The organism is Mesorhizobium sp. WSM4829 (assembly GCF_055811475.1).
The window spans coordinates 75,752-95,772 of record NZ_JBVVQJ010000011.1; the positions used below are offsets into that span (position 1 = coordinate 75,752).

General features: G+C 57.9%; 16 protein-coding genes. 4 read left to right on the forward strand and 12 right to left on the reverse strand.

What is annotated here, in order from left to right; translation table 11 throughout:
- Positions 1–11: 11 nt before the first annotated feature.
- On the reverse strand, positions 12–437 hold the full coding sequence (locus tag AC0L17_RS13310) for a GtrA family protein (protein WP_091590011.1): 426 nt from the start codon (positions 435–437) through the stop codon (positions 12–14).
- Between the two features lie 23 nt (positions 438–460).
- A complete protein-coding gene (locus AC0L17_RS13315; RefSeq protein ID WP_473516156.1) occupies positions 461–1,921 on the reverse strand; it encodes a UbiA family prenyltransferase in 1,461 nt (486 codons plus the stop codon).
- A gap of 396 nt (positions 1,922–2,317) precedes the next feature.
- On the opposite strand from AC0L17_RS13315, the gene AC0L17_RS13320 reads away from it, so the two are divergent.
- A complete protein-coding gene (locus AC0L17_RS13320; protein WP_473516157.1) occupies positions 2,318–4,015 on the forward strand; it encodes a glycosyltransferase family 39 protein in 1,698 nt (565 codons plus the stop codon).
- A 314-nt stretch (positions 4,016–4,329) separates the two neighbouring features.
- Here AC0L17_RS13320 and AC0L17_RS13325 read toward each other — a convergent pair whose 3' ends face one another.
- On the reverse strand, positions 4,330–6,066 hold the full coding sequence (locus AC0L17_RS13325; protein ID WP_473516158.1) for an FG-GAP repeat domain-containing protein: 1,737 nt from the start codon (positions 6,064–6,066) through the stop codon (positions 4,330–4,332).
- Positions 6,067–6,343: 277 nt separating this feature from the next.
- Here AC0L17_RS13325 and AC0L17_RS13330 point away from each other — a divergent pair, with 277 nt between their 5' ends.
- Together AC0L17_RS13330 and AC0L17_RS13335 are read left to right on the forward strand one after the other, a co-directional pair.
- On the forward strand, positions 6,344–6,562 hold the full coding sequence (locus tag AC0L17_RS13330; RefSeq protein WP_473516159.1) for a hypothetical protein: 219 nt from the start codon (positions 6,344–6,346) through the stop codon (positions 6,560–6,562).
- 414 nt (positions 6,563–6,976) lie between these two features.
- Positions 6,977–7,219, forward strand: coding sequence for a hypothetical protein (locus AC0L17_RS13335; RefSeq protein ID WP_473516160.1), 243 nt, complete (start codon positions 6,977–6,979; stop codon positions 7,217–7,219).
- A gap of 86 nt (positions 7,220–7,305) precedes the next feature.
- On the opposite strand, the gene AC0L17_RS13340 is transcribed toward AC0L17_RS13335, so the two are convergent.
- From AC0L17_RS13340 to AC0L17_RS13370, 7 genes are all read right to left on the reverse strand, one after another.
- Positions 7,306–8,172 (reverse strand): sugar transferase, encoded by an 867-nt coding sequence (locus tag AC0L17_RS13340; protein WP_473516161.1) that lies wholly within the window; start codon positions 8,170–8,172, stop codon positions 7,306–7,308.
- A 430-nt stretch (positions 8,173–8,602) separates the two neighbouring features.
- Entirely contained in the window at positions 8,603–10,543 is a 1,941-nt protein-coding gene (locus AC0L17_RS13345) for a GNVR domain-containing protein (RefSeq protein ID WP_473516220.1), read from the reverse strand.
- A gap of 59 nt (positions 10,544–10,602) precedes the next feature.
- Positions 10,603–11,373, reverse strand: a complete 771-nt coding sequence (locus AC0L17_RS13350) for a response regulator transcription factor (RefSeq protein WP_473509512.1) — start codon at positions 11,371–11,373, stop codon at positions 10,603–10,605.
- 408 nt (positions 11,374–11,781) lie between these two features.
- Positions 11,782–12,501, reverse strand: coding sequence for a Crp/Fnr family transcriptional regulator (locus AC0L17_RS13355; protein WP_473516162.1), 720 nt, complete (start codon positions 12,499–12,501; stop codon positions 11,782–11,784).
- A gap of 1,457 nt (positions 12,502–13,958) precedes the next feature.
- Positions 13,959–14,690, reverse strand: coding sequence for a glycosyltransferase (locus AC0L17_RS13360; RefSeq protein WP_091589996.1), 732 nt, complete (start codon positions 14,688–14,690; stop codon positions 13,959–13,961).
- A 78-nt stretch (positions 14,691–14,768) separates the two neighbouring features.
- Positions 14,769–15,584 (reverse strand): glycosyltransferase family 2 protein, encoded by an 816-nt coding sequence (locus AC0L17_RS13365; protein WP_287327493.1) that lies wholly within the window; start codon positions 15,582–15,584, stop codon positions 14,769–14,771.
- 107 nt (positions 15,585–15,691) lie between these two features.
- Positions 15,692–16,861 carry a glycosyltransferase family 4 protein gene (locus AC0L17_RS13370; protein WP_473516163.1) on the reverse strand — a complete coding sequence of 390 codons (1,170 nt, stop codon included), beginning with the start codon at positions 16,859–16,861 and terminating at the stop codon, positions 15,692–15,694.
- A 173-nt stretch (positions 16,862–17,034) separates the two neighbouring features.
- Here AC0L17_RS13370 and AC0L17_RS13375 point away from each other — a divergent pair, with 173 nt between their 5' ends.
- Positions 17,035–17,952 (forward strand): sulfotransferase family protein, encoded by a 918-nt coding sequence (locus AC0L17_RS13375; RefSeq protein ID WP_287258369.1) that lies wholly within the window; start codon positions 17,035–17,037, stop codon positions 17,950–17,952.
- 21 nt (positions 17,953–17,973) lie between these two features.
- Here the strand turns inward: AC0L17_RS13375 and AC0L17_RS13380 are convergent, their stop codons facing one another.
- Positions 17,974–18,660 (reverse strand): sulfotransferase family protein, encoded by a 687-nt coding sequence (locus AC0L17_RS13380; RefSeq protein ID WP_287179669.1) that lies wholly within the window; start codon positions 18,658–18,660, stop codon positions 17,974–17,976.
- A gap of 283 nt (positions 18,661–18,943) precedes the next feature.
- Positions 18,944–20,017 carry a hypothetical protein gene (locus tag AC0L17_RS13385; protein WP_156942598.1) on the reverse strand — a complete coding sequence of 358 codons (1,074 nt, stop codon included), beginning with the start codon at positions 20,015–20,017 and terminating at the stop codon, positions 18,944–18,946.
- Positions 20,018–20,021 lie beyond the last annotated feature (4 nt).

Here is a 20,021-nt window from a genome sequence, read left to right on the forward strand (position 1 = left end):
TCCCCACCCGCTTAGCTCCACTGTGGCCTCCCGGAACGGAAGGTATATCTGCTGTCGAGGGCGAACTTGGTTGCATAGCCGATGGCAAGTCCGAGAATCGCGCCCGAATATTTGGCAAGAGACGTCCCCCAAATGTGCCAGAATCCTATTTCGAAGGCCCAGGAGATAATCGTCGTTAGTACGCTGAACACCCCGTAGAGCGTTACCTTGCGGGCTTCCTGGTACCTGCCTTCAAACGGATCAAAGAAGATGTAGTTTTTGTCGAGAACATATTTGACGACAAATCCCCCGACGGTGCCGACCGTGATTGAAACGAAGAGAGTGAAAAACGGTGCGGCGCGAACTGTTGCCTCCTGCAATAGGAGGTTGGCTGCCGTCGCGATGACTGCGAAAGCCGCATAACGGGTCGCGTATGTTGTGAATTGAAGGGAACGCATATCCTTACACCATTTCGCGTTGCCTAGACCGCCGCCACGACAGCTAGCCCGGCAATGAGGAATGACAGCAGGCTGTTGCGGTCGGTCATCGCAAACACAATCGGATCCTCGGTCATGCTGCGCCTGTGAGCAATCATCACCAGACGGCTGGTCCAGTAGATGAGCACGGGGCAGACGAACCAGAGCATTTGCGGCCGTTGGTAGAGCACGTTCACGTCCGGCGAGGATATGTACAGCGCGAACACGGTGACGGAATTGTAGCCCGCGGCCGCTGCAAACGCGGCGACCACGCCGAGATCCTCGAACTTGTAGTTCCGGTTCGAAGGCTCGGACAGTTGGAGATCTAGGCGTGTGGCAAGTTCGGCATATCTCTTGACCAGGGCCAGCGCCAAGAAAATGAAGATGGCGAAGGTCAGAAGCCACGGAGAGACGTGCACTCCGATCGCGATAGCCCCGGCAATGATGCGCACCGTGTAGAGCATCGCGAGCGTAACGACGTCGATGAGCATCTTGCGCTTGAGGTAGAACGAATAGGCCGTGGTAAGGACGAAGTACCCAAGGAGGACGGCAAAGAAGGCAGGAGACACACCAGTAGCGAGGATGAATGACGCGATTAAAAGCAGCGGCGCGGCGAGCAACGCGTGGATCAGTTGGATTCTGCCCTCCGCCAGCGGTCGATGCCGCTTGGTCGGGTGCGCCCTGTCGGCCTGAAGATCAACGAGGTCGTTGATAATGTAGACACTCGAAGCGCAAAGGCAAAAGCTGAGGAATGCGATTCCGAGCTCGATCAGGTTCTCGGCAGTGAACTGGTGGGAAGCCAGCAACGGAACCAGCAGCAGAAGGTTCTTCGTGTATTGGTGCACCCTCAAAAGGCGCGCCCATGTCCGCCAGCTTGGTTTCTGGTGGGGCAGGTATTCCTTTTCGACAGGCATTGCCGCAAGCCTTCTGGAAACCCGTCCAGATGTGCGGATTGCAATTGCCGTTCCGCATTTTGACCAGACAGCCAGGTCGTCGGCATCGTTGCCAATGTAGTCGAACCTTCCCTCGCCGAACACTGCGACCAGCTTGGCTGCTTTCGTCTTGCCCGAGCAGTTCGTGGTCGCATCCGACCCGATGTACCCATCAAAAACGCCCAAGTGATCTGCAACAGCTCTGACGATGCGTTCGGAAGCGGCGGATGCAAGGTAGACTTGCCGCCCGTCCTTCTGCGCCGCCTCAATCTCTTTGAGCACAGCTTCGTCGTATGGAAGCGCAGACGCGTCGAACTCTACCGAGGAAGCAGCGCACTGTTTTAACGCAGCCTTGCCAAGCCTCAGTGCTTTTAACATGTCGACCGCAGATTGAGGTCGGCGTGCAAACTCCGACAGGGCGGTTTCTATCAACAGGTCTGAACGAACCAGTGTCCCGTCCATATCAACAACGAGCGGGCGACGGCAAGCCGGCTGCGGCGCCGCAACTTCGACATGTATCGATTCTTGCGCCATTTGCGCTTCGCCCACTCTGCAGGTTGCAGAGCTGAGCAGATCACGCGCTCATGACGAAGCGTAGTGCGCAAAACGGAGTAAACGATACCACCATCGTGTGAGTTTTGCGCTCATTGATGAAGCGTAGCGCGCAAAACGAAGTAAACGATACCACCATCGTGTGAGTTTCGACGAATTATGATGCGTTGCAGCGGGGGCGGCTGGGCCGCACAAAGCTTTGGCACATATGGAAATTCGTCTCGAACTGGCCACAGCGATGTTCAAAAACTTGGTAGCGCACCGCGGGAGCTCCAGACGTGTAGACCGCGTTCAAAATTGCATCCATAACGGCAATAAATCTCTATGCTTGCCAATATTACAAATGCGTCCTGAATAACGATGGCGGGATCAGGGGCAATGGTGAGTGTTCTCAAAGTCGAGCCAGGTAGTTACATTCAGAACAATTCCATCGATGGTAACAGTGTCGCTTCAGAGCCCAAGGACGGAATTGACAGGAAGTTCACCCTATTTTGCGTCTTTGCCGCCATTGCAATGGGGGCAATGTTGCGTTGGCTCGTCAACTCAGACGAGGCGTTTTGGTATGACGAGGTGTGGACCGCGACGATTGCACTGCAGGACTGGCGCGGGGCACGTGAGATTCTGGGGATCGATGTAAACGCACCCCTCTACTACCTGACTGTCTGGGGGTGGGGGCAACTCTTCGGCGTGTCTAATGTTGCAATTCGTGCGCCTGGCATGATTGCCACCGCCGTTGCGCCATTAATGGCATGGATGCTGTTGCGCGGACGGATGCCACTGCATCAAAGGGCCTTGTTCACGATCATCATCGCGCTGTGGATCCCCAGTTTGTATTACGCCGAAGAGGCGAGAAGCTACGCCTTCACGGTGCTCGGTTCCGTGTTGCAAACCGTTTTCTTCTTTCGTGCGCTACGGAGCAAAGGCGAGACCGGGGACATCACCGGGTGGGCGCTGTCGGGGCTGTTTCTCGGACTGAACCATTACACGACCTTGGTCATGTCAGCAGTCCAGGGGGTGTCGCTTCTTCTTCTTTTTTGGCGAACGCGGCCCCTCGCGATTGCCTTTGCAGGTTTTGCCTACACGCCAGTTGCCGCGGTCTTCCTGAGCCACTACGAAGCCATTTTGCACATAACCACTTCCCAGAACTTCTGGCTCAAGCCGTTGTCGCTCTTCGATCTCGGACGTGCGTTGAAGTTCCTGGCAGGCGAAATCTATGTCGCCCTCCTCCTGGTCTGCGTTATTGGTGCGGCGCTTCTCATCGATGCCAAAAACGCGGCTGATGAAGGCACGCTGCGCCGCTATCGCGTGACCAACGTCGCGTTGTTGTGGATAGCGCGCCTGCGCAACTCCATCCGATCATCCCCGCTATTCCTGACCGCCTTGGTAAGCTTCCTTGGGTTATGCCTTTTTCTCGGCATCGCAGTACTTCGACCTACTTTCATGCCTCGCTTCCTGTTCCCCTTTGCACCTGGCCTTTTCCTCGGCTTGATATGGTTCATCGACGCAATGCCGAGCACTCGCTTATGCGCACGCTACGCGACAGTTGCCGTGTTCTTTGCAGGTGCCTTGATCTGGGGGGTCCAAAGCTCTGCAGAAATTAACAAACACCTGACGTGGGAGCACGAAAGCGCGATCTTGAAGGACGCTGGAGTCTCGGAAGTCCTTTTCATCCTCGATCAGGGCTTCCCAACTCCCTACCCCGAATTTTTGCATCCGAAAGTGTTCGGCTTTTATTTTTCCCGCGCCGGAGCCGACGTAAGTGTCCGGGAGTTCGTTCCCGATTATCAGGGATACTCCGATCCGAGGCCGCATCTCATCAGCTTTCTCAGTGAGAAGCCTGGACGTGGTCTCATCTGGAGCATTTTTCCGGGGCCCTCTCCCGACCCCATACCGTCTGACCTCGAAGGCAAGATCAGGCGAATTCGCGAGCGCGGATTCTCGGCAGTATATGATCATACCGTCATGGAGGATATTGAGGGCGTTGATTGCCACGCGACACAAACCGGACCTTGGTCAAAGTATACCTGCTACTCCGCTCACGATCCGACGGCACAGGGTGAACTACGCGATGATTAAGGGCGGCTTGCGCGTGCCCGAACGGCGCCTGTTAATCCTTTGCAGTTTCGAAGCAAGCGGACATTCTCCTGAGTGCAGCTCCGAAGCATGGGGCAGGTCGACCGAAATATGACATTGATTTATTGCGTCAGCTTCGACCTGTCGAAGCCGACGCGCATGCCGCAGGCGGAGCCACGGGCCGCATTCTACGGTGAAGCGCGACCGCTCCTTGCTGTCGCCGGATCCCGGCATTTTCTTTTTGTTGCGATGTCTACCCGCAGTTCGCGGCAGGCTGTTCAAAAAGTGCCTCCAGCCGTTTTGTGGACGGCACTCTCTTAGCCCCGACGATCGCGAGAAATCGCGAGATTGCGCAGAATGCGAAGCGACGGAAATTCGCCATTGGAGAGGGCGACAATATCGAGATCGCCGTCGACATCGAGGTCAACGGCTCGCGCGGCCACAAAACTGCCGGAGCTAATATACTGCAGGCCTCGACGACCGTTGCCATGGTCGGCGAGGATATAAAGGCCGCCCAACCCAGTAGTACCCGCCGCGATCACATCCGGCGCATTGTCGCTGTTGAGGTCGGCAGCCGACAGAGGCGCAAGATCGGGTGACACTAGCCGCGGCCCATTCGATTCATTGTTTGCGGAGTTTTTGACCCTGGCGTTGACTGCTCGTGGCCAGCCCCCTGCAAGATCGCCTCCAGTGTTGCGCCATGCCAATGCGCCGCAAGCCACATCGGTCACACCATCTCCATCGACGTCGTCTGTTGAGAGGGTGCATGTTTGCTGCCCTGTGTCTATTGAAGCCGCGAGTTCCCATCGGTCCAGAGGCAACCGGTCGCGGGGCAAATCGAGCGCATTGACCCAGATGTGAACTGGCGGATTCGTCACCCAATTGGAGCCGTAAACATCAAGATCACCATCAGCGTCGAGATCAGCGAGAACGCCATTGTGGACTCCACCCTGACCGATGACCTGGACCCTCCACATCTCACCACGCCCGTCGATATTGTAGACAGCGGCGATCAATCGGTCGCTGGAGGTATGCATCTGACCCACCATGAGGTCTGGATCGCCATCTCCGTCCAGATCGCCGACGGCCAGGGTGTGCGCCTTCTCGACGAGAGGCAATATTTTGTTGCTTTTCCAATATCCTCGGGGATTTCCATCCTTGGCTTTGTACCACACGATGTCTGCGACGTCCTCCGAGGATGAATACAAGACGTCGGGTTGGCCGTCTTGATCGATATCCGCAACGACCGTTTTGAAGTTTTCAGGTGCCGGCCCTATCGAATAACTCTCCCATTTGTCCACTCGTGCTTGTGCATATCCTGGATTTTTTAACCAGGCTCCACTTACGACGATGTCCTGTATGCCGTCAGCATCTATGTCCCCTATACCCAACCCTTCCTGACCAAAGTCGCGGCTCGCCAAAGGGCGGCCCATCCATGATCCGTCAGCATTCTGGAAAAAGATGATGACGCTATCTTGCGACCGCGTTGCAATATCTAGACGTCGGTCACCATCGAAATCGGCGAGTTTGACATCCTTGCCCCAACCTCCGATCTCTCCGATCTCGCGACGGAGCCATTGTGCGCCATCGGTAGGGTCTCCGCTTGGCAGTGGATTCTGGAACTCCACTAGATTGGCACCTTCCGGCCCATCGGGAACGACTATGTCAAGATCGCCGTCACTGTCGATGTCGCCCAACGCACCGTCGGTCGTAAACTGGTTTTTGGGCCGTCCGATCAGATTTGGACGCCAACCCGGTGCACGATACCAGACCAACGCTTCCTTGACTTCGCCTCCGATCACGAGGTCGAAGAGGCCGTCGCCGTCAATGTCACCAACCATCTTTACGTCGCCGGATCGATCGTCGACGACTTGCATTCGAAATTCGAGGCCATCCCACAGCGCAGCCGACGACAGCGACACCGGCTCGCTGGCCGTGAGCTTCGTGCACCCCACTATCACGGCCATTGCCAGCAAGCAGGTCCACCAAGCGGCACTGTGCCGTCTCCGCCGTTCCAATGTGCTCAACAGCATCTGAAAGACCTCAATGCTCACGACATCGGCTCGAATAGGAAAACCTCGACTAGGCCTTTTGGCCACCGTTTCTCCGAGAATGATCCGGCCTCCAAGTCGCCCGAGCAAAGCACGTGAGGCTAGGCGGCCGTTAGAGGCCCAAAGGGAGTATGTGTACCACGTTTGAGGGCGCGGTCCTGGCAAAGCCGGAACCGTGGTTGAGGTGAAGGCGATCGGCTCCTTCGTGAGTTGGCTAATGAAGGGTTCCCCCTTTCGGTCAAGTACCGGAAATATTAAGATCCGCTAATGTTGTTCGGCGATGAGCAAGGACAACATCATTTCTTTGGAGGGGGCCATCAGGGCCGAAATCCGCAGGAACCTGGCCGATGTCATGGGATTGCACGGCTTCGACTTCGAAGTCGACACCATACTCTCCAGTTGGGAAGGCACGATAGATGATCGTCAGGTGATGGAAGCCCTACGCATCATTAAACTCGCCGGCTTCATGTTCGACGAGGTTCCGTACAGAGCAGACTGAAGTGGCTGCGTTTGCCCGCCAAAAAAGCCAGATCGTTGGCCTGATGAGGGTCGGGCTGCGGATCAAGCGCGGACACTCGACGCGATCGCGTCGACCTCCGCGGCCACCCCGCCCCCCACCGGCATAGCGAGGCTATTGTCCCGATTGCCGTCGCACCAAAACGCCAGAGAGGCTATGAGCGCAGTGATCATCGACCAGCGCCTATAGACGACGAGGGCCAGGATTCCCGTGCAAATCAATGCCACGACGACGGAAACCTGCATTTCACACACTGACCATCGATGGTCCAGACCCTGACTGCGCCGCCGGAACCGCTGAGCTAGAAGGTTTGGGCTTCACAAAAACGAGCGACTCTGATTTCCTTGGGACAGGGTTCGTCTGCGCGGCGTCGATTGACCCTGGGAGGAGATCGCCGTGTTGCTTGCCATTGTCGGCGTTGCCGGTCTTGCCCTGGCAATAGGGTTTACGTTGCGCGCGCCGGCGCTGATCGTGGCGACCTTGGTGGTGATCGTCGGCAGCGTCGCTGTAGGCAGTTTTCTTCACCTGTCTGTTCCAAACACCATCCGCTCGACGTTTTACCTTGTTGTCGTCACCCAAATTGCCTACCTGGTCGGCCTTGCAATTGCCGTGCTGCGGCATCGCCCAAAGCAACAATAGAGTGGGCGACAATCCGTTGTGGGCGACAATCGCTTGAGGCCGTTTCTGCCGCGTCCCCTGACATAGCCCCCCTTACATAGCCAAGGTCAGGAGGTCTGATCGAACTTCATCATGGCCGGTATCGTCCGCATCAGGATCGAAAGATCGCGGCGTAGAGACCATGTCCGAACGTACTGCGTGTCCAGCAATACGCGATGCGAATACTCGGTCGTGTTTCTCCCGTTTATCTGCCAGAGGCCGGTCAGTCCTGGCCGCGTCTTCATATATTCATGCGATGCTGCGCCATAGCGTTGCAATTCGTCGGCAACGACAGGACGCGGGCCGACGCAACTCATGTCGCCCCGCAAGATGTTGAACAACTGCGGCAGTTCATCCAGGCTCGATTTGCGAAGCATCCTTCCGAAAAACAGGATACGCGGATCGCAGCTCAGCTTCTGATTGGCCGCCCACTCCTGGGCGGCTTGTGGATTGCAACTCAGATGCTGTTCGAGCACTTCCTCGGCATTCCGCACCATGGTGCGGAACTTGTAGCAGTCGAAGGCCTTTCCATCGAATCCAATGCGCTGGTGAACGAACAGCACCGGACCGCCTGTGGTCGCCTTGATCAGAAGCGGGATCACAACCAGGATCGGACCGGCCAGGATGAGCGCTGTCGAGGCTACCATCAGATCCAGCAGCCTCTTGGCCCAACCGCCGAGCGGCTGTCGGCTTTCGCTCCGCGCATCGTCCTCAATGCTTGCCGTGCGCACATCCGGCTCAAACGGAACGGCGCCATGGTCATGGCTTGCGTTGATTTGAGGCGACGACAGGTCTGGCGTATTCGATCTCGCGGCCGCATCGCTTTCATGCCGAAGAAGCGAAGTCGCGGCAGGCCTGGCTCCGACCAGTAGAACCCAGCCTTCAATAGCCAGGTCTTCGCACTGCCGCAGGTTACTTTCGATCACGTTGGACATTTTCCGCTTGCGCTCGATTTCAACTTTTCGTTTGCATTTTGGCGACGACGGTTGATCTCCGGCAAGCAGGGAAAAGGTGGTAGATCGGGGGTGTTTGGCAGCGCGGCCTACCCCTTAGTTGCTAGGCCGGGTACGGACGAATGGCTGCTCCGTCCAATGCCTGGCACGATTTCGGAATCAATTGTTCGGCTCGCGACGCCCTGAAGGGGCGCGGATTCACTTTGACAGGTGCCGGATTGACGGGGCGGTGGTGTCGAGACTTGCCGCTGGGCTCTAAAGCGCGTCGCATTTTGAACGGATTCCTGCGACGCGCTTCAAGTTCTGAATGCATGCGTCATCGCAAAACCGCTGCGCACCCTCGGTTCGAGCCGGAGGGCATGCTTTTGCGCGACATGCATTAGCTCGACGCCACCGCGAGGAGGACAGGATGTCAGCGCGGCGCCTGACCTGCGCGCTTCCGGTAACGCCGAGCCGAAACAGTACGAACACGTGTCATCAACACGCCAAGGACGGAAGAATTGGTGCTTTTGAGTGTCTGCGTCAGGTCTTCCAGTTGATCAAGCGACGTCACGCCCCACTGCGCCACCACAATCACGCCATCAAGAAGCGGGCAGAGAGCAAGGCCTTCGGCTCCTGAACTAAACGGTGGGAGTTCAACAATGACGATACTGTAACTACCAACTTCGTTCAGCAATTTCTCCATATTATCGGGAACAAGCAAATTCGCCGAATTCGACGCATCGTTCTTCAAGTAATAAAACGATGTCTTTTCAATGTATCGGATTTGCTTGCCGATGTCTTTGGGGCTGCCGGAATCCCGATCGATCATATTGAAATCGGCGGAAAAGAGACGTTCGTTAGCCAGTGCCGACTTATCGTCGGCGTTGATCACGAGGGTCGCTGTGCCCGCTCTCCCACACAGCGCCGCCAGATTGCTTACAATGGTGCTCTTTCCGTCGCCGGGGGACACGGATGTAATTCCGATGCGACGCCTTGAAGGGTTGGCCCCGGCCAGGCCCATGATCGCCTTGACGCTCCTGAGGCTGCCGCTGAATGAAGAGTCCGGGTTCCTGAGCACCTCGTCAAGCCGGCCAAAACCACCCCGCCTGAAGCTGACCGGCGGCAATTCTCCAATACAGGCGAGGCCCAGTTCGCGACGGATCTGACGCGGGGTCCTCACGTTCCGATCGAGCCCGCGTCGCGCCACGGCGAACCCGATGCCAGCTACCATCCCGGCAAGTGCGCCAAAGGCGAGGATCAGCGTCTTGCGCGGCCGACTTGCCGTCTTGGGGCTCGTCGCGGACGTGATGACGCGAGCATTGGCGATCAGATAAGGCTGTTGGTCGACCGAGTTTGTATACGCCGCGAGCAGGCTCTCATACATCTTTCGATAGGTGTCGGCGGTAACCTCCAACTGCTCCAGCGTAATCTGGTGTGTTGGCTGTCCTTCGCTGTGTGCGAGGTCCTGTCCGGCGACGGACGTCTCGTCCTGACCGATGCTGTAGTCGTGTTTTGCGCGAAACTGCTGGGCGACCCGGGTCGCCCGGTTCATCTGATCACCGACCTCCCGCATCCGCCTTTCCAACCATGCGATGCCTTCGCTAGCCGTTGCCGTTGTCGTTTGCACTTGCTCGCGCACGAACGCTTCCGCCGTGGCGTTCGCGATGCGTGCCGCCAATGCCGGATCCTGAGACTGGAATGTGATGTCCATTGCATAGGAGACACCGACACGCTGGATATCCAGGCCATCGCTGAACATCTCCACCGCCTGACGCCGACGCTCGGATTCCAGCTGCGGGCTGTTCGCCTCCATTCGATCCGGCCAGGGAAGCATGCGATGGAAGAAATCCGTCAGCGCAGCATTGCCGGCATGGAGCCCGCCGGCATCGACGATGCTCGTCCAGGCTCTGCGAAACCTCTCGCCTATGGTCGGACCGTCCAGATCTCCGAAAGTTGGATTGTCCATGAGTCCAAGGTCATCGATCACCATCATCGCGATCTTCTGGGAGCGCAGAACTGCAAGTTGGCTCTCGACCTGAGCGGTATCGAGCGACAGGTTCACTTCGGCGGGTTGCTGCTGAAGGTTTTTGGGTATCTTCGGTTCGATCAGGATCTGGGTGCGCGCCGAATAAATCGGATCCGAGGTTGCAAAGTAGAACGTGGCGAAAACGATTCCGGCGACGACGAACGCCAGAATCGAGAAAAGATACTGCCGAGCAAACGAGACGACGTCAGCGAGGCTGATAAAGTCCTGCGGTGCGTCCGCCCCGAGCCATGGCTTGTGAGCAATTGCCGCCGACGGCCGGTCTAGCATGGCTTCAATCCATATCTGCAACAAAAAGAGCGGCGAACTGCAACGGTCGAGCAGCATCGCCACCGATGGGTCCCGGTTCGAGCATGCAACCGCGCCACTGTTTTGATGACAACCGTTTAGCTCGATCGGCCCAACAGGTGGGCGCCAGGAAACATCTCATTGAGCTTGTAGACGACCTCCGTCCTGTTCGTCGCCTTCAGCTTCTTCATGATGTTGCGGATATGGACCTTGACCGTGCTCTCGCGGAGGTTGAGCTCATGAGCGATTATCTTGTTCGCCTTCCCACGCCTGAGAGCCTGGACGACCTCTTCTTGCCGCTCCGTGAACACACTCGCCATGGGCCTTGTCATTTCGACTGACGTGTCGATTGCCTTGTGCTGGGCAAGCACGCTGCTTGCAGGGACAAATGTGCCACCGGCAAGGACAAGATTTACGGCTTCAACACAGATCTCGAACCGGATCGATGAAGGGATGTAGGCTTTTGCGCCATAATTCAACGCCTTCAGAATCTGCTCCAGATCGTCGGTATCGGCCAAAATCACCACCGGAACCGGGTGGGCCTCATTCACAAGATCGGCAATTTCGCTGCCGGTCCTTGCATCTGTCACCTTTCGGCTGCCCACGTTCAGCAGAATGGCCGATATCGACAGTGCATTCTCTTGATGCCGCCACTCTTCGATCGAACCGAACGACAGGATTTCCTTCCCGATGCCATAGGCGGTCAGGCATTGCGCAAGACATTGTCGGTCAAGCACTCGCTCGTCCAGCAGAGCCAGGCAGGATTCGGTCAAGCCATGTCTATGAAGATGTATTCCATTCCCGGCCTTGCGCGATACGAATTCCAGTGCACCGGGTGATTTGTTATCCAGTTGAATTGTCGGAACCATGAACTTACTCCCCAAACTCTACCCAACGTTTCGAGATCCAGTACGAGATATACTTCAGGCAAATACTATTTCTCGCGAACAATGTTCTGTTCGCGTCGCCTTCACTATAACTGCGGGATTTCCCAAAGCCCCACCTTGGACAGCACTACCCCGTCACTAATGTTTATAGCCTAAAAGCTGTGCCTTCACTAATTTAGGTTAACAAAACGTAAAAAATTTTTACCCCTTCACTTGGCCGTAGTAATTTGGTCTAGGGGGGGTTAGCCAGAGAACACACCGACCGCGATCTGGACCGCGCGTTGTTTACCAGGCGCGGGTAGCCCGTCGGTAAAGACAGCCGTCGTCGCCGATGGCAGTGCGGCTTCAAGGCGCGTCCCGCCGCGTTTGCATCGTGCGCCAAAACAAGTGTCAACCATCGATATACCTGTCGTCGAACTCGGCAAACTTCGTTACGCCCAGCCGATCCAGCACGCGGACATGACCTTGGCGGAACTCCAAAAAACCGCGTTCCCGTAATTCCCGCAGCATTCGATTGACATGGACCGGCGTCAGGCCGAGCGCGTCCGCGAGGTCGTACTGGGTGAGAGGGCATGCAAAGCCAGTGCGGCTGGCAGCGCCGACGCGCTCCAAGCGCGCTCTCAGTTCGAGCAGCAAGTGCGCTGTACGCGCCAGGGCGCTGCGTCGGCCTATATTGGTGAGGTGTTGGGCAACAAGCGCTCGCTGGCGCGCGAGCGTTTCAAGAAAAAGCGAGGCTATGTGTGGCGACTTCGCTGCTCCAAGAGCAAGCGTCTTGGCCGAGGCTTCCAGCACCGCAAGGTCGGTTTGAGCCACAAATGTCTGAAGAGCAGCGCCCGTGTAGGTCTGTGGCAGGACAATGTCGCCCTTCAGGGCAAAGTCCAAAATCTGTCGCTGTCCACCGGCAAGGTCATGAGAAATGCAACCCCAGCCAGACTCGACTATGAAGACGCGATCGCCGTCCTCACCCTGATTGACGATAGCGGTTTCCGCCGCATATCGCTTCGGCACGAAGCCCAGCGCCTTGATATACGCCTTATCGTCGCTTTTGACTGCGACTGACGTCGGACGGTTTTCATTCTCACTCAATGAAAGGCTTGTAGCATACGTCATTCGAAACCCCGCCAATCCTCCCCTAGATACCTCCCTGGGCAAAAACGTACTCCAGCTTTGACGTGTTGAGTACCCTGCACGGGCTACAACCATTGGGTGATGTTGCACTGCACTCTCACAAAAAAGCAAGGATCACGCCTGGTCGAGCGCAGTACGACCCGAATTCATCATAGAATTCGACCGACTTTCTGCACCATCCATTCGAATGGCATGGCCTCCGGCGGTCCGATGCGATTGGTGGCACCGTGCAACTTTCGAACACGCCACCCTTCCGGATCGCTTACGGCTTTCGGCGTGACTGGCTCGCCTACCGACAGCAATGCCAGGCATTGCTGCTGACTTGCGGTCGCGCTGACGTTGTCGGGGGCGAACCGGCGGTCGTTCAACATCGGGCGGAACGTGCCGCTACCCCATCCATGCAACGTTCTGATTTCACTCGCAGATTGCACCTCGGGATTCCGCCAGATCGAGCAACACCGGGTCACTCAAGTGCAACCGCCGCAGGCCAGATGCGTCACAAAACCGGCAGGTCGCGCTGGGCCCGGTTCGAGATTTCCTCATTGCGGTGACGAGGTTTGAACGGACAAGAGCGTTCGTTCACAGGTTCGGCGACTCGATGAGTAACCTTCGCTGCAGTTCCAGGACCGGAACAGGTCGATTGCCAAATTGTCTCCGGGTTCAGCCGCGACACAGGCGCGAGGTATACTCCATTCGCGTAGCTTCGCCCCCCGCTTGCCTCGCACCTGCGAAGAGACCACTCGCCAAGTACTCTGAAGAGGGGGTATGTCTGACGCTGCGAGCGGCCGCTTCAACCGCACTGGATTGCTCGGCGCCTTGACATGTTGAGCAGCGTTGCGTCCGATCGTTGCCATTGACGAAGAATGCTACGCGCCGTCTTCAAGGTGACCGCATGGCTGTTGCTCATCGCCGTCTTGGCCGCGACCTCGCAAGGGATAGCTGGTTGAGACGGTGGATGACGGTGACGCTCCTACTACTCCACCCGCTCTACTCCTAATTGATGTCGCCTTCCTAAATGATGCCGTGCTAATATTCTAGCCGGCTTGGGAGGTTCCAATCGACCTCATTGCGAATGTTTTCGCCGGCACGTGGGCTGCCGGGGTGCTTGCCGCCATCTGGTATGTCTGGAGGCGGCCCTCGCTGCCCGTTGCCGAAAACAAGCAGGACCGCGATCTGCGGGAATGGCTGGACGGGCAGGTGTAGAGAGCGCTTGTGCCGGGGCGAAGCAGGCGCCCGAACCTGGTCGAAACGCCACGGGCCGTCCCGGCGCCCGCGAAGAGCGCGCCCAACCCGGTGTTCGGCGAGGCCATGCCGCAGAACAGCGCGGCCTCGAAATAGCGAAGACCGACCGTCAGCGCGGCGTGTTAGCCAGCCTGGCAAGCACGCGCGGTCAGTTCACATACCTGCACCAACCGCGTCGAGCCGATCGGTTGGATTGGCTACCGGCTCGCCGAGCGCGAAAGAGCAGCCTCTGCTTGATCGGCACTGCTCAGGAATTCGTCGCGTTCGGCTATCCACAGATCCGCATAGTCGACATTCTGCCACTCGGCAAACCACGGACCGCCACTTGTATAGTGGACCGCCTTGGGTGTGCCATGCGCCGGCTTTTCGTTCCAACCTTCAAGCCAGTTCCACTCGACCGGCAGCGAGCCCAGATCCTCATCGGCGACCCACTGCATTCGGTGGAGGTAGGCGCCGCTTTCGCGGTTCACGACCTCCGGCGTAAGCGATTTAACCGCAGGATGCGCGCAATTGAACAGCATCAGCGAGGACCAGTTTTTTCGAGGGTAGGATGTCTGGACAACGCCATCCATCTTGGTGGTGGCCTTCGGCGTGTAGTCGTGCTGGACACAATAGACCGCCTTGTTCGACTTCGTGTATTCCAGCAGACCTGCGACGTCACCGAGCCACAGGAAGTCGCAATCGCAGAACAAGGCCCAGCCCGTATAGTCGGCGAGAAAAGGCGTGAGAAACCGCGTATAAGTGAACTCTGTTGACGCGAGCGGATCTTTCTCCCTCCAATACAGTTCACGGGCACGCAGCTCGTCCTGCTTGATTGGAATGACGGAGACAGGCACCGAAGCGTTTTTGAGCAAAGAGTGCCGCGCCACGTCGTAGGCGATCGGCTCACGGCTGTCCCATCCAACGAATACCCTAAACGCATCAGTCATATTCAGTACCTTGGCTCCAATTTCAAAACGGGCACACACTAACTGTCTGGCAACAACTCGGCAACAATGGCGCGGAAATTAGCCAGGGCGATTTCTGAAACCCGCGGATTTGCCGTTCACCCCGGCCCGGCTTTCCTCGGCGCACCTCGACTTGCCACCCAACGCGACAAGCGCCCATTTCTGATAGGTGTAACCGGCCGAATAAGCGGCGACCATCGCACCGGTCGAACCGTCCAGAAACCCCAGCCTGAAGACATAGCTGTTCATATAAGCCCAGACCGAGCGCAAAACCGCCTTGCTGATCGAGCTTTTTTTCCCCTCGGCAAGCATCCGCGCGGCGGACGCTTGCGCGTATCTGCCGATCTTGTCATGCGCGTCCGCCAGGTCGGCGATGGAGTCATGCTCCATGGGATGGGACAATCGCGAGACCTTGCCATTCACCACCACCTTCTCATGCACGGTGTCGTTGCTGAAGCGGCCGGACTGGCGACGGAAAAGCCTAAGCACCAGATCGGGCGACCAGCCGCCATGGCGGACAATGCGCCCACAAAAACGCGATCGTCTTGGTATTTCGAAGCCGTCACAGCCTTTCGGGTTGGCGATTGCGGCCCTGATTTCCGCGGCCAGCGGCGGCTCGACCCATTCGTCGGCATCAAGCGAAAGGACCCAATCGCCTGTCGCCGCGGCGAGGGCGCGGTTTTTTTGCGCGCCGAAACCCGGCCAATCCAGGGTGATCAGCACCTTGGCCCCGAGCCCGCTGGCGATGTCCCTGGTCTGATCAGTACTGTTATTGTCGAGGACGACGATTTCGTCGGCAAAAAGTACCGAGCGAAGGCAACGTGCAATGCACGCTTCCTCATTGCGGCTGATTATGACGACTGAGAGCGCCGGCACGGTCAGACGGTTCCGGCATCAAAACTGCGACTGTTGTTCAAATGAAACTGTCCCCCGGCCGGTTGGCACTCCGGTGATCCTAACGGATTCAAAAAATATGTCGAAAATTATTTCAGGTCGAGATTTTCGTACAGCGCTATCATTCTCCTGATCATGACGTTGAAATCGTAGTGTTCGGCTGCCGCCCTGACCCTAGCCGCAGTCTCGGGCCGTGACGACAGCAGCAAGGCGCGGGCAAGCCCGGCGGCGAGGTCGTTTGCGCTGGCTGCGTCGCAAACAAGCGTCGGCTCGAAGCGATCGACAAGCTCGCGCGCCCCACACCCGGTGCTGACGACGGCGGGCAAGCCGCTGGCCATGGCTTCGATCACCACTGTGCCGAATGGATCATAGATGGAAGGCAGCACGGCAATGTCGGCGACGCCGTACCATGGCAGCGTATCTTTTTGCGGCCCCAGCATGCGGAGCCTTGCACCAAGACCAAGCCTGTCACCGGCCCGCTGGAAGGTATCGGCGCGCGAATCGTGGCCAATGACCCATAACTCCGGCTCACCATCGAGCATTGCGACAGACTTCATCAAGGCAAGAAGTCCTTTTCGCGCAAAACCCGAGCCAACGAAGAGAACGACCGGTCTGTCATCGTTGACGCCAAGCCGTGAGCGGACCACGGCCCGATGCTGTTGGCGCAACTTAGGATTGAAGCGATCCAGGTCGACCCCGTTGGGAATATGGTGCACGCGTTCGGCCGGATAGTCGTAGTGACGGACAATGTCCTCCGCCACCATTTTCGAAATGGCAATCACCGCTTGAAGCCGTGGGCTGCCATAGGTCGCGCGCTCGAGGCGCAGCGTCTGGCGGTGAAACGGGCTCAGCGCCATCGCTGCCGTGCCAAGCCGCGTCTCGAAACGCCGTCGCTCGGCAAGATAGGCGGCATGAACGCCTTCCCCGGCCCGGAAGACGTCGCAGCACGGAAGGCGATCGTTGCTCTGCACCAGGGCCGGCGGCATTTCGGCGATCTTGCGGCAGGCGGCTCGAGCAAAGGACGTCGCCCGCAGGGAGCGGGGAAAGCGGCGGCCGGCGCAGTGGATGAACTCGATGCCTTCGTGTCGCGGCCAGTCGCCTGACAGCACGGCCACCGGCCGTTGACGCGCGGCGAACGCCGCCATGATGTTTTCCAGCATGATCTCGCCTCCGCCAAAGGGCGCGTAACGCTGGCGCACGAACAGGATAGGCTTCTTCGGGTCAGCTTGATCCCGTTGATCATGCCGTGACAAATCCATGCGACCTCGCTACGCCCTTTTGCACCCGATCAAGCTTTCGAACTTGGCGGGACTTTGCTCGCAGTCTATTAAGCGTGGCAAGCCGGTCCTGGATAGGGGCGCTGGCGTATAGTTCCGCGTGGTTGCGGCTATGCCACGACGGTAGACTGCTTTCAAGGCGAGGGTTTTTGCCGATGACCACCAGCCATGTCTCGCCCGCCGACAAGACCGTCTCGGGCAAACGCAAAGTCGGCGTGGTCCGCCGCCTGGAGCGCTCGTTGCGACCGGGGCTGCGAAATCTCCGCGGTCTGGTCAAGGAGCCGTTTCTAGCCTGGGCGCATCCGGAAGCTCTGGCTTTCTACCGCAGAGCGATGCAAACCGCTTATCTGCCGGACGACCTGATCGACGTCGTCCCGCAACTCAAGATCCTGTATCTCGCCACGCCGAAGGCGGCAAGCAGCCGCATTCGCAGCAACCTTGCAGCCATGATCGGCAATGACACCGTGTCGGAGTGGCGCAGCGACCAGAACTGGAAGGTGCACAACCGAAAGGCGTCGAGCTTGCAGGCGCCTCGCCATGGCATCGTGCAGTTCCATCGCATGGCCACAAGTCCCGAAGCCTTGCGGTTCACCTTCGTTCGCAATCCCTATACAAGGCTGTTGTCGTGCTGGGCCGACCAATATCGCGACCGCCCCCTTGTGCCTGGCTATGGCAGGGTGGAGGTCTATCTGGCCCATCGCGAAAGGGCGGATCCGTCGCTGCCTGTCGGTGCTGACAAGAGCCTGTCGTTTGCTGATTTCGTCGCCTTTGCCTGCACGACTTCGACATGGCGCATCGACAAGCATTGGCAGAGGCAAAGCGACATCGTCGACCTTCCAGGCGTTGTGTTCGACCTCATCGGCAAAACCGAGACTTTTGCACGAGATTTCGAACGGGTACTCGATCATGTCGGTGCAAGCGAGGAAATGCGACGCGCGGCGATGCCACCTCTGCACACCTCCTCGCGCCGCAGGCTTGCCGACTATTTCACGCCAGAACTGGCCGATACGATCTACCGCGCCTATGAGCGCGACTTCGATCAGTTTGGCTATCCGCGCGCGCTTCCAGAGTGAACAATCCGCGCGACGGAACCCTCAAACATACCCGAACGCCTGCATCAGCGGTTTGCCGCGTCCCTCGGTAAGCTCCTTCAATTCCATTTGACCCAGTTCGGTCTTCCAGCGGCCGCGGCCATCATAAATTGGCTTGTTGACCTGCTGGTTGCGGAGCGCGGCATGTTGGGGTTGCGCATCAAGTGTGAACCATCGTTGCGGGTTCCGATGATAGTCGAGCAAACTCTGGTCGAACGACAATCCCAGGAAGGTGCAGATCTTTTCGATGGTCGCTTCCGGGTCATTGACAAGATCTTCGTAGCGGTAAATCAGGACGTCCGTGCTGCCGCGCTCGGCAAGCACCATTGTGTTGTCCGAAATCCAGCGATCCAGGCTCTCGGTCGCATCGCCAAGCCGCTTGGTCAGCGAAGCAACGGTATCGCGCCCATCGCGTACCGGCATCACGAACTTCGCGCCCGGCACCAGACGTCGTATCCGGTCGACACGCCTGATATGACGCGGTGTCTTTTCAAGCAGCACCGACTTGCCCGCCCCAATGGCCGCCTGTTTCAGCTTCGAGTAGCGATACAGCGCAAGTGGGGTCCATTTGAAAAACACGTTGGTTTCTTCGAATGGCAAAAAGACATCGGCATGCGAAGCAAGAATCGTCGCTATCAGCGTGGTGCCGCTATGCCCGCAGCCGCAGACAAAGCCTTTGCATCGGATCAATTCACACCTGCCCTGTCGTCGGCATGAGATCTGCCATGCCGCTGAAAGGCTTCATCGAGCCATTTCCAGTAATCGAGCCGGGCAAGCATCATTTGTATCCCGCCGCATATCTTCATAGCGCAGAAGCGCAATCTTTCGCACGTGACTTGCGCCTGAAATATCAGACACCGCAGTGTCGCGCTAGGAGCCGTTTGCAGCGAGATTTGTTTGGTCGATTTGCGCAATGTCCCTCGGGCTTTTCTGTTCGGCCACGCCCAGATCGTCAAGCACTACTCCGAGAGGATCAGCGATTGTAAATATCGATTAAGGCTTCGGCGATCCGTTGCGAAGCCGGCACCTTTGGATCAATCGACAGATTGGCATTGAGGAAATCCCGGCTTTGCTCAAAATAGGTCGGTCTTGACCTGACCGCAGCGCGGATATCCTCGACGAGGTCATGCTCCGACAATGTTGGTTTGAAGGCGCCCATGGGCCTGTCGAACTCGACCATGGGCGAAACCGGCGGAAACAGCACCACCGGAATGCCGCAGGCGATTGCTTCGTAAACAGTGGTGCTTGGGCGCGTTACGAGCGCCAGAGCGTCCGGGAGCAGCTGTGCGAAATCCAGCGGCGATTTGTTCGGCATATCGACTTTTGCGAACATCGTGGGGTGGACGCTAACGACATGGGCAAGGCCGAGTTTCGCACATGCGGCTGCCACGGCTTCAATCGCCTGGCGATCTGCGGGGTCCTCGATATTCCCCTTGAAGTTCACCAGCACAAAAAGCCCTTCGTCGTGCCTGGCACCAGCGCTTGCGGCGGCACGCTCAATGACCGGGGAGCCGACAACATATGTCGGCTGTCGCCTTTGCTGCAGCGCCGCTGGTCCCATCGACAGGATGTAGTCAGCTCTCACAAATCGATGCGGCCGCAGCTCTCGCGCACCTCCGATGAGGCCGACCACACGGACCATGCCGAAGTTGATAGAGTCGATGAATCGCCTAAAAAATTGCGGCGCAAAGTCACTTCCAGTCACCAGCATGTCACCGGGCCTGATCATCCGCTCGAGGTCAGCAAAGCCGATATGCGATATTCCTCGGGCGTTGAGTTCAGGTCGCGCTACGCCGCCGCGTTTCAATCCATCGAGATGCGCGAACACGCAGCGGATGCCGCGGTCACCCAGAATTTCTGCCGCGTCAGCCAGCAGCCGAACATTGTTGCGGTTGTGTGGGACGAAGTAGACCGTCCTCGTCGCTGCCCTGCCGCGAGCGTAGATACGCCCGCGCTTGAACAGATTTCCTGGATGCACAAGCCGGTACGCCGCGAGGAGCCGCTGCACAAAGCCATCGCTGACAGGAGAAGACGCCTTGTTTCCCAAACTA